Genomic DNA, 13,044 nt, shown 5'->3' with positions numbered 1-13,044 from the left:
CGCTGCCATAGGACGGGCTTATGGACGCCGGCCGGCCGTAGGCTCGGTCCGTGGACGCGCGCCAGCTCGAATACTTCCTCGCCGTGGTCGAGCACGGCGGTTTCACCCGGGCGGCGGACGCCCTGCACATCACCCAGCCCGCGCTGTCGCAGGCCGTCCGAGCCCTGGAGCGCGACCTCGGCGCGCAGCTGTTCGAGCGCGCCGGGCGCGGGGTGGTGCTGTCCGCCGCCGGCACGGCGCTGGTCGGTCCGGCCCGCACCGTGGTGCTCGACCTGCAGTCGGCCCGTACCGCGGTCGAGTCCGTGGTCGGCCTGGTCGCCGGGCGGGTCGACCTGGTGGTCCAGCCCGCCGCCGTGGACCTCGCCGCCCAGCTCACCAGCAGGTTCCGGCTGCGCCACCCCCGGGTCACGGTACGGCTGGCCGAACCGCGCCGGTCCCCGTACCTGGGCCGCGACCTGCGCGACGGCGACGCCCAACTCGGCCTGTCCTACCTGCCGCTGTGGGAGGGCGACGGCCTGGAGGTGGAGCCGCTGCGGTCGGTCGAGTTCGCCGCGGTCTTCCCGCCCGGCAGCGAGCCCGGGCCCGACCCGCTGCCGGTGGGCGCGCTGGCCGAGGTCCCGCTGATCGCCGGCTCCCCCGGCACCGCCTGGCGCGAGCTGGTCGACCGGGTCTTCGCGGACGCCGGGATCACCCCGCTGATCGCGGTGGAGACCACCTTCCGCGACTCCATCGCCACCGTGGTGACCAGCGGGGGAGCGGCCGGGATCGTCCCGCAGTCGCTGGCCGGCGACATCGCCCGGCTGGGCGGGGTGGTCCGCCGGCTGGAGCCGCCGGTCCGGCGCGGTTTCGGCATCGTGCACAGGCCCGGCCCGCTGCCCCCGGCGGCCGCCGCCTTCCTGGCCACCGCCCGGGCCTGGGCCGAGGAGTGACCTGTCGTCGGTGGACGGTAGGGTGAGCCGCTGCCAGCTCATGGGGCAGGGACAGTTCAGGACACTCTCAGGGGGAGGGGCTCCGGGTGAGCACCAGCACCGCCACCGGATTCTGCCGGGTCACCGTCGTCGCGCCGGACAGCCGTATCGACGTGGCGCTGCCCGAGGACGTCCCGCTGGCCGACGTCTACCCGGAGGTGCTGCGGCTGTCCGGGCAGTCCCTGCCGGACGGCGCCCCGACCGGGTTCCACCTGGTCCGCCGCGACGGCACGGTCCTCGACAGCAGCCTGACGCTGGCCACCCAGCAGATCCACGACGGTGACCTGCTGCACCTGCGCCCCTTCGCCGACTCGCTGCCCCCGGCCGTGTACGACGACGTCGCCGAGGCCGTGGCCACCGCGGTCGCCGCCGACCGCAGCCTGTGGGGTCCCGAGCTGATGCGCGGCGCGGGCCTGATCGGCGGCGTGCTGCTGCTGGCGCTGCTCGGCTTCGCGCTGTGGTTCTCCGACCTGCAGCACGACATGCACTCGCTGCCGGGGCTGATCTCCGGCATCACCGCCGCGGTCCTGGTCGCCCTGGCCGGCGTCCGCGCCCGGGTCTACGACGACCGCGGCTCCGCGCTCGCGCTCGGCCTCGCCGCGCTGCCGCACGCCCTGATCGGCGGCTCCGGCCTGATCGCGCCCGACCTGGGCAACGGCCCGGGGCGGATCCAGTTCCTGGTCGGCTGCATCACCGTGCTGGTGGCGTCGGTGCTGCTCACCTCGCTGATGCCGGGTGGGGACGCGCCCTTCGTGGCGGCCACCCTGGTCTCCGCGGTCGGCACCCTGGCCACCTTCGGTGCGGTGGTCAGCAACGCCTCCGCCCGCGAGGTGGCCGCCGCCGCGGCGGTGGTCGTGGTCGCTCTGATCGGCTTCCTGCCGCAGCTCTCGGCCCGCTTCGCCCGGCTCCCGGTCGCCTTCCACGCCCCGCAGCAGGTCGGCAACGGCCGCCCCGAGCCGGAGCACGGCGCCGACGACGACGCGGCCGACTACACGCAGATCGCCGCCAGGGCCCGCCGCGGCCACGAACTGCTGGTCGGCCTGGTCGGCGGCTGCGCCGCGGTCGTGGTCGGCTGCGCCACCGTGCTGGCCTTCAGTGACAGCCGCTGGCCGGAGCTGCTCTGCCTGGCGCTGGGCGTCACCACCATGCTCCGGGCCCGGCTGTTCCAGCACACCGCCCAGGTCATCTGCCTGCTCGGGGCCGGACTGGCGAGCCTGGGGCTGCTGATCCTGGGCGTGGCCCTGCACATGCCGCTGTTCCTGTACCGGAACATGAACAACGCCTCCGCCGTCGACCTGCGCACCATCCTGCTGGGCGCGGGAATAGCGCTCGGCGCCGCGCTGCTGGTCGCCATCGCGCTGGTGGTCCCCGCCCGCGGGGTCTCCCCGTTCTGGGGCCGGATCCTGGACCTGGTCGACGGCCTGATGCTGGCCTCGCTGGTCCCGCTGGCGCTGGCCGTGCTCAACGTCTACGCCGCGGTCCGCGGCTTCACCAGCTGACACCCGCCCGGACCGGGGGCGGGATGGTAAAGAGGTGTGCCCCGCGCTGGTAGCCTGGTGCGGGGCGCAAGCCCTCCGCCGGGTTACCCCCGTTCCTGTGACGCAGACCAGGACCACCCGGCACACATGAGACTCACAAGGAGTTGCCGTGGCCCTCGATGCCGCTGTCAAGAAGCAGATCATGGACGAGTTCGGCACCAAGGAGGGCGACACCGGCTCCCCCGAGGTCCAGGTCGCCATGCTCAGCCGCCGTATCTCGGACCTGACCGAGCACCTCAAGCTGCACAAGCACGACCACCACTCGCGTCGTGGCCTGCTGCTCCTCGTCGGCCAGCGCCGCCGTCTGCTGCAGTACCTGGCCAAGAAGGACATCGAGCGCTTCCGTACCCTGGTCGACCGCCTCGGCATCCGCCGCGGTGCCGCCGGCGCGGCCCGCTAGTACGTCGCCTGGGGGCGGCTCCCGACACGGGAGCCGCCCTTCGGCACATCCTGACCCGGCAGACAAATGGTTGGGCAGGGCGCACGCGTGGGAAAGACTGCGTGCGTAAGGTGAGAACGAAGGGTGAAAGGCCCTCCGGGTACGCGCGCCGCGCGTGATCCGGGAGAGGGCCCGACACCGCGGCACGACCGGGCCGGTCGTCGCCGCAAAGACGCGGAGCGTCCACACGCATCCGACCACTCGCGCCACCAGGCGCCGGTCCTCGGTAGTGGCCGCCGGAGAGTGACAGCGCGCAGCGCCGAAACCCGCCCGGAGGCTTCGATCGAAGACCGGCCGAACAGGGGCCGCCGAGCTGTTCGGCGCAGCGCTGGGGATGCTCCACCTGAGGAATACGAAGGAGATCTTCCAGGTGGAAGACAACACCACGCACGAGGCCGTAGCCGTCATCGACAACGGCTCTTTCGGCACCCGCACCATCCGCTTCGAGACCGGTCGTCTCGCCAAGCAGGCCGCCGGCTCCGCCGTCGCCTACCTGGACGACGAGACGATGATCCTCTCGGCGACCAGCGCCTCGAAGCAGCCCAAGGACCACTTCGACTTCTTCCCGCTGACGGTGGACGTCGAGGAGCGCATGTACGCCGCCGGGCGCATCCCCGGCTCGTTCTTCCGTCGTGAGGGCCGCCCCTCCGAGGACGCGATCCTGACCTGCCGGCTGATCGACCGCCCGCTGCGCCCGTCCTTCGTCAAGGGCCTGCGCAACGAGATCCAGGTCGTCTGCACGATCATGGCGCTCAACCCCGACGACCTGTACGACGTCGTGGCGATCAACGCCGCGTCCGCGTCCACCCAGCTCGCCGGCCTGCCCTTCTCCGGCCCGATCGGCGGCGTCCGCGTCGCGCTGATCAAGGGCCAGTGGGTCGCCTTCCCGCGCCACAGCGAGCTGGAGGAGGCCGTGTTCGACATGGTCGTCGCCGGCCGCGCGCTGGCCGACGGCGACGTCGCGATCATGATGGTGGAGGCCGAGGCCACCACCAAGACGATCGAGCTGGTCAAGGGCGGCGCCACCGCGCCGACCGAGGACGTCGTGGCCGCCGGCCTGGAGGCCTCCAAGGTCTTCATCAAGGAGCTGTGCCGCGCGCAGTCCGAGCTGGCCGCCCACGCCGCCAAGCCCACCGGCGAGTTCCCGATCTTCCTGGACTACCAGGACGACGTGTTCGAGGCGCTCAGCGCCGCGGTCAGCAGCGAGCTCGCGCAGGCGCTGACCATCGCCGGCAAGCAGGCCCGCGAGGCCGAGCTGGACCGGGTCAAGGGTCTCGCCTCCGACAAGCTGCTCCCGCAGTTCGAGGGTCGCGAGAAGGAGATCTCCGCCGCGTACCGCTCGCTGACGAAGAAGCTGGTCCGCCAGCGCGTCATCAAGGACAAGGTCCGCATCGACGGCCGCGGGGTCACCGACATCCGCACCCTGGCCGCCGAGGTCGAGGTCATCCCGCGGGTCCACGGTTCGGCCCTGTTCGAGCGCGGCGAGACCCAGATCCTGGGTGTCACCACGCTGAACATGCTCCGGATGGAGCAGCAGCTGGACACGCTGGCGCCGGAGACCCGCAAGCGCTACATGCACAACTACAACTTCCCGCCGTACTCCGTCGGTGAGACCGGCCGCGTGGGCTCGCCCAAGCGCCGCGAGATCGGCCACGGCGCGCTCGCCGAGCGTGCGCTGCTGCCGGTGCTGCCGACCCGCGAGGAGTTCCCCTACGCGATCCGTCAGGTGTCCGAGGCCCTCGGGTCCAACGGCTCCACCTCGATGGGCTCGGTCTGCGCCTCGACCATGTCGCTGCTGAACGCCGGTGTGCCGCTGAAGGCCGCCGTCGCCGGTATCGCCATGGGCCTGATCTCGCAGGAGATCGACGGCGAGACCCACTACGTCGCGCTGACCGACATCCTGGGCGCCGAGGACGCGTTCGGCGACATGGACTTCAAGGTCGCCGGCACCAAGACCTTCGTCACCGCGCTGCAGCTCGACACCAAGCTCGACGGCATCCCCGCCTCGGTCCTGGCCGCCGCGCTGAAGCAGGCCCACGACGCGCGTCTGCACATCCTCGACGTGATGAACGAGGCGATCGACGTCCCGGACGAGATGTCCGCGTACGCGCCGCGCATCATCACCATCAAGATCCCGGTGGACAAGATCGGTGAGGTCATCGGCCCGAAGGGCAAGATGATCAACCAGATCCAGGAGGACACCGGCGCGGACATCACCATCGAGGACGACGGCACCATCTACATCGGTGCGGTCGACGGTCCCTCGGCGGAGGCTGCCCGTACGACGATCAACCAGATCGCCAACCCGACCATGCCGGAGGTCGGCGAGCGCTACCTGGGCACCGTGGTGAAGACCACGACCTTCGGCGCGTTCGTGTCGCTCATGCCGGGCAAGGACGGCCTGCTGCACATCTCGCAGATCCGCAAGCTCGCCGGTGGCAAGCGCGTGGAGAACGTCGAGGACGTGCTCGCGGTCGGCTCCAAGGTGCAGGTCGAGATCGCCGAGATCGACCCGCGTGGCAAGCTCTCGCTGATCCCCGTGGTCGAGGGCGAAGAGGCTGCCGCCGCCGAGGACGAGGCCAAGTAGCCCCGACCCCGACGGTCCGCCCGACCGTCTGATCCACCGCGGCCCGGTCCCCCGTTCGGAGGACCGGGCCGCACCCCTGTTTCCAGTGAAGGCATCGCGGAGGAAGAACGTGGTACAGCCCACGGCAGCGCAGCAACGTCCAGGATCGACCAGGACCCTGCTCAAGGGTGTGGACGGCGCCGGCGTGGTGCGCCGTACGGTCCTTCCGGGCGGGCTGCGGGTGGTCACCGAGACGCTGCCGACGGTCCGCTCCGCCGCCTTCGGCATCTGGGTCGGCGTCGGCTCGCGCGACGAGACCCCGGTGCTGAACGGTGCCACCCACTATCTGGAGCACCTGCTCTTCAAGGGCACCGAGCGGCGCAGTGCCCTGGACATCTCCTCCGCGCTGGACGCGGTCGGCGGCGAGATGAACGCCTTCACCGCCAAGGAGTACACCTGCTACTACGCGCGGGTGCTCGACAACGACCTCCCGCTGGCCATCGACGTGGTCAGCGACATGCTGACCGGCTCGCTGATCCGCCAGGAGGACATCGACACCGAGCGCGACGTCGTGCTCGAAGAGATCGCGATGACCGAGGACGACCCGGGCGACGTGGTGCACGATCTGTTCGCACAGGTCATGTACGGTGCCTCGCCGCTGGGACGGCCGGTGCTCGGCACCGTCGACACCATCAACGCGCTGACCCGCGACCAGGTCGCCGGCTTCTACCGGCGCCGCTACCGCCCGGAACACCTGGTGGTCGCCGCCGCCGGCAACATCGACCACGCCAAGGTGGTCCGCCAGGTCGAGCGGGCCTTCTCCCGGGCCGGCGCGCTCACCCGCGCGGACGTCGCTCCGGCCGAGCCGCGCGGCGGCGTCCGCGCGCTGCGGACCGCGGGCAGGGTCGAGATACTGGACCGTCCCACCGAGCAGGCCCACCTGGTCCTCGGCATGCCCGGTCTGGCCCGCAGGGACGAACGCCGCTGGGCGCTCGGAGTGCTCAACTCGGCGCTGGGCGGCGGGATGAGCTCGCGGCTGTTCCAGGAGGTCCGGGAGAAGCGCGGCCTGGCCTACTCGGTCTACTCGTACACCTCCGCCTACGCCGACACCGGCCTCTTCGGGATCTACGCGGGCTGCCAGCCCAAGCGGGTCGAGGAGGTGCTGAAGATCTGTCGTGAGGAACTGCACCGGGTCGCCGAGAACGGCATCACCGAGGAGGAGCTGACCCGCGCCATCGGCCAGATCTCCGGCTCCACGGTGCTCGGCATGGAGGACACCGGCTCGCTGATGTCCCGGGTCGGCAAGGCCGAGCTCTGCTACGGCACCCACCTGTCGGTCGACGAACTGCTCGGGAAGATCTCGGCGGTGACCCTGGACGACGTCCGCGAGGTCGCCGCGTCCGTCCTGGGCGCGTACCGGCCCTCGCTCGCGGTGATAGGGCCGGTCAACGGCAAGCGCGCGAGCCGCCTCAGCGAAGCCGTCTCCTGAGCCACGGCGTCCTGAATCAGCACGCTCGAATCAGCCCGCCTGCACCAGCACGTCTGAACCAGCACGAGGAGTTGCACACCATGAACAGCCCGCTGCGGGTAGCCGTCCTCGGCGCCGGGGGCCGGATCGGCTCCGAGGCCGTCCGCGCCGTCGAGGCCGCCCCGGACCTGGAGCTGGTCGCCGCGCTCGGCCGCGGCGACTCGCTGGAGGCGCTCACCGAGGCCAGGGCCCAGGTCGTCGTCGAGCTGACCCACCCCGACTCGGTGATGGCCAACCTGGAGTTCTGCACCGCGAACGGGATTCACTCGGTGGTGGGAACCACCGGCTGGACCGAGGAGCGGCTCGCCACGCTGAACGGCTGGCTCGCCGCCGCGCCGTCCACCGGCGTGCTGATCGCCCCGAACTTCTCCATCGGTGCCGTGCTGACCATGCGCTTCGCCCAGCAGGCGGCCCGGTTCTTCGAGTCGGTCGAGGTCGTCGAGCTGCACCACGACCGCAAGGCCGACGCCCCCAGCGGCACCGCGACCAGGACCGCGCAGCTGATCGCCGCCGCGCGGGCCGAGGCCGGCCGCGCCCCGCAGCAGGACCCGACCACCCACGCGCTCCCGGGAGCCCGGGGCGCGGACGTCGACGGCGTCCCGGTGCACGCGGTCCGGCTGCGCGGGCTGCTGGCGCACCAGGAGGTGCTGTTCGGGGACACCGGCGAGACGCTGACCATCCGTCACGACTCGCTGCACCACAGCTGCTTCATGCCGGGCATCCTGCTCGGGGTGCGCCGGGTCGGCTCCGCGCCGGGGCTGACCTTCGGTCTCGAACACTTTCTGTTCGAGGGCGAGTGACCCGATGATCGCGCGCGTCACCTACGTCGTGGTCTCGGCCGCGCTGCTGGTCGGCTTCCTGGTCATCGTGGTGACCGGGGGCCAGCTGATGGCGACCGGCAACGCCCTCGCCATCGGCATCGGCGTCTGCGCCGAGGTGCTGGTCGCCCTGGGGCTGTGGTTCCTCTGGAAGACCTACCGCTTCGGGCGCCGCAGCGGCCAGCTCGCCCGCGAGCTGGAGGCCGAGGGCAGCCTGCCCGTCGACAACCTGAAGCGCAGCGCGGGCGGCCGGATCGACCGGGACTCCGCGGACGCGGTCTTCGCCCGCCGCCAGGTGGAGACGGAGGCGGCCCCGGAGGACTGGCGCGGCTGGTTCCGCCTCGCCGTCGCCTACGCGGACGCCCGGGACACCCCTCGCGCTCGCAAGGCCATGCAACGCGCCATCCAGCTCCACGACGCCCGCGGCTAGCCGCGGGCGGTCATGTCGCGGCCGGACACGTCGTGGGTGGTCAGTCCGCGGGTGGCCGCTGGCCGATCAGTGGAGCCGTCCCGTACTGAAGTTCGATCAGCAGCGCGCCGCCGAGGCGCAGCTCCGAGAGCTGCCCGGTCGGTCGCAGCCCCTGCCGTTCGTAGAAGCCGCGGGCGCGGGCGTTGGCCTCCAGCACCCAGAGCACCTGCCGGTCGAATCCGTCCGCCCGCAGCCGCTCCAGGGCCGCGGCCAGCAGCGCCGAGCCCGCGCCGGTGGACCAGGAGCCGGGGTGCGCGTAGAGCGCGTACACCTCGCCGCGCGGCGGCCTGCCGCGCACCTGCTCGGGGGTGGGGCGCTCGGGGCCGCAGATCGCGAAGGCGACCATCCGCCCGTCCCGTTCGGCGACCAGAAGGTGCTGGTCGGCGCGGCTCTCACGGAACCGGCGGACCGCCCGGCGGACGTCCTCCGGGTCGTCGTCCATCGTGTCCAGGTAGGCCGGCGGGACGATCCCCGCGTAGGCGGCCCGCCAGGAGGCGGCCCGCAGCCGGCGGACCTCGGGGATGTCCGCCACGGTGGCGCCGCGCACCAGCGGTCGTGCCAATGACTCCTGCATGGCCGTCCTCCGCGTCCTTCCCGCTCGCCATGCTCCAGCTTTCATCATGCTCAGGATAGATTCACCGGCCCCGGAACCAGGCCGTCCGGGCGGGCGTCGTCGGCACGGGAGTGTCGGTGCGCGCCGCTACGCTGGTCGGCGGCCGCAGAACGGCGGCACGCAGCACCGAGAGGACGCACCAGGTGACCGACGAAGTCCCCGTAGCACCCGAGCCCACCTTCCGCGACGACGTGACGGTCGAGCTGGTGCGCAGCAGCGCCCAGGACGGGGACGTGCTCTTCGCCGCCCGGGTCTCCACCGCCGGCGAGCAGTCCCTGGACGAGCTGCAGAAGGACCCGGCGCGCTCCAAGGGGCTCATCAACTACCTGATGCGCGACCGGCACGGCACCCCGTTCGAGCACAACTCGATGACCTTCCTGGTCAGCGCCCCGATCTTCGTCTTCCGCGAGTTCCACCGGCACCGCAGCGGCTGGAGCTACAACGAGGAGAGCGGCCGCTACCGCGAACTGCAGCCGGTGTTCTACGTGCCGGGACCGGAGCGCAAGCTGGTCCAGAGGGGCCGCCCCGGCAAGTACGAGTTCTTCGAGGGCACGCCCGAGCAGCACAAGGCGACCACGGCGGCGATGGAGGAGTCCTACCGCCAGGCGTACGCCTCCTATCAGGCGATGCTCGCGGACGGGGTGGCCCGCGAGGTGGCCCGCGCGGTGCTGCCGGTGGGGCTGTTCTCCTCGATGTACGCGACCTGCAACGCCCGCTCGCTGATGCACTTCCTGTCGCTGCGGACCATCGACGAGCGCGCCACGGTGCCCTCGTTCCCGCAGCGGGAGATCGAGATGGTCGCGGAGAAGATGGAAGCCAAGTGGGCCGAGCTGATGCCGCTCACCTACGCGGCCTTCAACGAGCACGGGCGGGTCGCCCCCTGACGGGGAGTGCCCTGCCACAAAGCCGTACTTTGGGGTATATAAGCCCAATGTCCCGTTTGCGGGATATAGGGCGAGTACTTAGTCTCAAAGCACGAGCCCCGGTGCCGCCTGAACCCCCGAGCAGGCGGCACCGGGCTCACCCTTTGCATTCCTCCTGCTGGACCGCCTGTGCTTGCACATGCCTGTAACGAGTAGCGTTGGCCCCATGGCTCCGACCTCCACCCCTGAGATCCCCTTCGGCAGAGCGCTGACCGCGATGGTGACACCGTTCACCGCCGACGGCTCCCTCGACCTCGAAGGCGCCCAGCGTCTGGCGACCCATCTGGTCGGCGCGGGCAACGACGGACTCGTTCTGAACGGCACCACCGGCGAGTCCCCCACCACCACGGACGCCGAGAAAGGCGACCTGGTCAGGGCCGTACTGGAAGCCGTCGGAGACCGTGCCCACATCATCGCGGGAGTCGGCACCAACGACACCCGGCACACCGTCGCGCTCGCTCGCCAGGCCGAGGCGGCCGGCGCCCACGGCCTGCTCGTGGTGACGCCGTACTACAACAAGCCCCCGCAGGAGGGGCTGTACCAGCACTTCACCACCGTCGCCGACGCCACCGGCCTGCCGGTGATGCTGTACGACATCCCCGGCCGCAGCGGGGTGGCCATCGCCACCGAGACCCTGGTCCGACTGGGTGAGCACCCCCGGATCGTCGCCAACAAGGACGCCAAGGGCGACCTCGGCGCGGCCGGTTGGGCCCTCTCCCGCAGCGCTCTGGCCTGGTACTCCGGCGACGACATGCTCAATCTGCCGCTGCTGTCCATCGGCGCGGTCGGCTACGTCAGCGTGGTCGGCCACGTCGTCGCGGCCGAGCTGCGCAGCATGCTGGAAGCCCACCTCGCGGGCGACGCGGCGAAGGCCGCGGAGATACACCAGCACCTGCTGCCCGTGTTCACCGGTATGTTTCGTACGCAAGGTGTGATCACCACCAAGGCTGCCCTGAACCTTCAGGGCCTCCCGGCCGGTCCGGTACGACTGCCGCTGGTCGAGGCCACCGAAGCAGAGCTCGCGCAGCTGAGGAAGGATCTCGCGGCCGGAGGGGTACACCTCTGACAACAGACGTCCACGTCCTGCCGCTGTCCGCGGCGACGTGTTGCACCACGTAGGAACCACGAAGAGAAACGATGCCGCCTGCGCTGCCCACCCACCCGGGGTGAGCGGTGCGCGCGGAGAGGAGAACCTTTTGAGTCATCCGCATCCTGACCTGGGCACCCCGCCGCCGCTCGCACCGGGAGCGCTCCGCGTCACCCCGCTCGGCGGTCTCGGCGAGATCGGCCGCAACATGACGGTCTTCGAGTACGGCGGCCGCCTGCTCATCGTCGACTGCGGCGTCCTCTTCCCCGAGGAGGAGCAGCCCGGCGTCGACCTGATCCTGCCCGATTTCACCTCCATCCGGGACCGGCTGGACAAGATCGACGGCATCGTCCTCACCCACGGGCACGAGGACCACATCGGGGCGGTCCCGTTCCTGCTCCGTGAGAAGCCGGACATCCCGCTGATCGGCTCCAAGCTCACGCTGGCCCTGATCGAGGCCAAGCTCCAGGAGCACCGCATCCGGCCGTACACGCTGGAGGTGAAGGAGGGCGAGCGCGAGCGCATCGGCGCGTTCGACTGCGAGTTCATCGCGGTGAACCACTCCATCCCGGACGCGCTGGCCGTCGCCATCCGTACCCCGGCCGGTCTGGTCGTCGCCACCGGTGACTTCAAGATGGACCAGCTGCCGCTCGACAAGCGGCTCACCGACCTGCCGACCTTCGCCCGCCTGGGCGAGGAGGGTATCGACCTGCTGCTGGTGGACTCCACCAACGCCGAGGTCCCCGGGTTCATCGCTCCGGAGCGGGACATCGGCCCGGTCCTCCAGCAGGTCTTCGACCGCGCCGACAAGCGGATCATCGTCGCCAGCTTCGCCAGCCACGTGCACCGCATCCAGCAGGTGCTGGACACGGCGCACGAGTTCGGCCGCAAGGTGGCCTTCGTCGGCCGCTCCATGGTCCGCAACATGGGCATCGCCCGCGACCTCGGCTACCTGAAGGTCCCCGGCGGCCTGGTCGTCGACGTGAAGACGCTGGACGACCTGCCGGACGAGGACGTGGTCCTCATCTGCACCGGCTCGCAGGGCGAGCCGATGGCGGCGCTGTCGCGGATGGCCAACCGCGACCACCAGATCCGCATCGTCGAGGGCGACACGGTGATCCTGGCCTCGTCGCTGATCCCGGGCAACGAGAACGCGGTCTACCGGGTCATCAACGGCCTCACCCGCTGGGGTGCGGACGTGGTGCACAAGGGCAACGCCAAGGTGCACGTCTCCGGCCACGCCTCGGCCGGCGAACTGCTCTACTTCTTCAACATCTGCAAGCCGCGCAACCTGATGCCGGTGCACGGTGAATGGCGCCACCTGCGCGCGGTCTCGGAGCTCGGCCAGAAGACGGGCATCCGCAAGGACCGCATCGTGATCGCCGAGGACGGCGTGGTCATCGACCTGGTCGACGGCGTCGCCCGGATCGTCGGCAAGGTGCAGGCCGGCTACGTGTACGTCGACGGCCTGTCCGTCGGCGACATCAGCGAGGGCTCGCTGAAGGACCGCCGGATCCTGGGTGAGGAGGGCATCATCTCGGTCTTCCTGGTGGTGGACTCCGCCACCGGCAAGATCACCGCCGGCCCCAACATCCAGGCCCGCGGCTCCGGCATCGACGACGACGCCTTCGGCCCTGCGATCACCAAGATGCAGGACGCCCTGTCGAAGTCGGCCCAGGACGGCGTCATCGAGCCGCGCCAGGTGCAGCAACTGGTGCGCCGGGTGCTCGGCAAGTGGGTGTCCGACACCTACCGCCGCCGCCCGATGATCCTCCCCGTGGTGGTCGAGGTCTGACCTGCCACTGAGGCAGCAACCTCTCTGGATGCCCCCGCAGGCTCGATGCCTGCGGGGGCATCCGCATCCCGCCCGCCTCCCACCAGGCGTCGGTTTGACAGCGGCGAACAGGGTGCGTAATGTTCTGCGGGTTGCCCTGCGGAGCGCGGTGGCGGCCATCCCCTGATTCAGATCGCATGGCTCTGTTTTGCCATGCCTTCTTTTGGGGAATGCGGCGGAATTGGCTGACACCGAGAAATTCCGCTAGAGTTTCACTCGTCGGAACGGGCCGGAAACGGCGCGGGAAGACGGAAATCGGAC

General features: G+C 70.9%; 11 protein-coding genes. 10 read left to right on the top strand and 1 reads right to left on the bottom strand.

The window, feature by feature from the left end; all coding sequences use genetic code 11:
* The first annotated feature begins 50 nt into the window (after positions 1-50).
* The 7 genes from ABH925_RS32715 to ABH925_RS32685 all read left to right on the top strand — a co-directional run bounded on the left by ABH925_RS32715 (position 51) and on the right by ABH925_RS32685 (position 8,287).
* The gene (locus tag ABH925_RS32715; RefSeq protein WP_370153965.1) at positions 51-929 is read left to right on the top strand and encodes a LysR family transcriptional regulator; all 879 of its coding nucleotides are present in this window, start codon (positions 51-53) and stop codon (positions 927-929) included.
* An 86-nt stretch (positions 930-1,015) separates the two neighbouring features.
* Entirely contained in the window at positions 1,016-2,467 is a 1,452-nt protein-coding gene (eccD, locus tag ABH925_RS32710; protein WP_370153963.1) for a type VII secretion integral membrane protein EccD, read from the top strand.
* Positions 2,468-2,615: 148 nt separating this feature from the next.
* On the top strand, positions 2,616-2,906 hold the full coding sequence (gene rpsO, locus ABH925_RS32705; RefSeq protein WP_182445654.1) for a 30S ribosomal protein S15: 291 nt from the start codon (positions 2,616-2,618) through the stop codon (positions 2,904-2,906).
* A gap of 409 nt (positions 2,907-3,315) precedes the next feature.
* On the top strand, positions 3,316-5,532 hold the full coding sequence (locus ABH925_RS32700; protein WP_370153961.1) for a polyribonucleotide nucleotidyltransferase: 2,217 nt from the start codon (positions 3,316-3,318) through the stop codon (positions 5,530-5,532).
* Positions 5,533-5,641: 109 nt separating this feature from the next.
* Positions 5,642-7,000: a M16 family metallopeptidase gene (locus ABH925_RS32695; RefSeq protein ID WP_370153959.1), complete on the top strand. Its 1,359-nt coding sequence runs from the start codon at positions 5,642-5,644 to the stop codon at positions 6,998-7,000.
* 80 nt (positions 7,001-7,080) lie between these two features.
* Entirely contained in the window at positions 7,081-7,839 is a 759-nt protein-coding gene (dapB, locus tag ABH925_RS32690) for a 4-hydroxy-tetrahydrodipicolinate reductase (RefSeq protein WP_370153957.1), read from the top strand.
* A gap of 4 nt (positions 7,840-7,843) precedes the next feature.
* Positions 7,844-8,287, top strand: a complete 444-nt coding sequence (locus ABH925_RS32685; protein ID WP_370153955.1) for a hypothetical protein — start codon at positions 7,844-7,846, stop codon at positions 8,285-8,287.
* A gap of 40 nt (positions 8,288-8,327) precedes the next feature.
* Here the strand turns inward: ABH925_RS32685 and ABH925_RS32680 are convergent, their stop codons facing one another.
* A complete protein-coding gene (locus ABH925_RS32680) occupies positions 8,328-8,900 on the bottom strand; it encodes an N-acetyltransferase family protein (RefSeq protein ID WP_370153953.1) in 573 nt (190 codons plus the stop codon).
* Between the two features lie 182 nt (positions 8,901-9,082).
* Between ABH925_RS32680 and thyX the strand changes: the two genes are divergently transcribed.
* From thyX to ABH925_RS32665, 3 genes are all read left to right on the top strand, one after another.
* Positions 9,083-9,823, top strand: coding sequence for an FAD-dependent thymidylate synthase (thyX, locus tag ABH925_RS32675; protein ID WP_370153952.1), 741 nt, complete (start codon positions 9,083-9,085; stop codon positions 9,821-9,823).
* Between the two features lie 205 nt (positions 9,824-10,028).
* The gene (gene dapA, locus ABH925_RS32670) at positions 10,029-10,928 is read left to right on the top strand and encodes a 4-hydroxy-tetrahydrodipicolinate synthase (protein ID WP_370153949.1); all 900 of its coding nucleotides are present in this window, start codon (positions 10,029-10,031) and stop codon (positions 10,926-10,928) included.
* Positions 10,929-11,058: 130 nt separating this feature from the next.
* Positions 11,059-12,744, top strand: coding sequence for a ribonuclease J (locus ABH925_RS32665; RefSeq protein ID WP_370153947.1), 1,686 nt, complete (start codon positions 11,059-11,061; stop codon positions 12,742-12,744).
* Positions 12,745-13,044 lie beyond the last annotated feature (300 nt).

Source organism: Streptacidiphilus sp. EB129 (assembly GCF_041262645.1).
Taxonomy (GTDB): domain Bacteria; phylum Actinomycetota; class Actinomycetes; order Streptomycetales; family Streptomycetaceae; genus Streptacidiphilus.
This window is presented reverse-complemented; position numbering and strand designations above follow the sequence as displayed.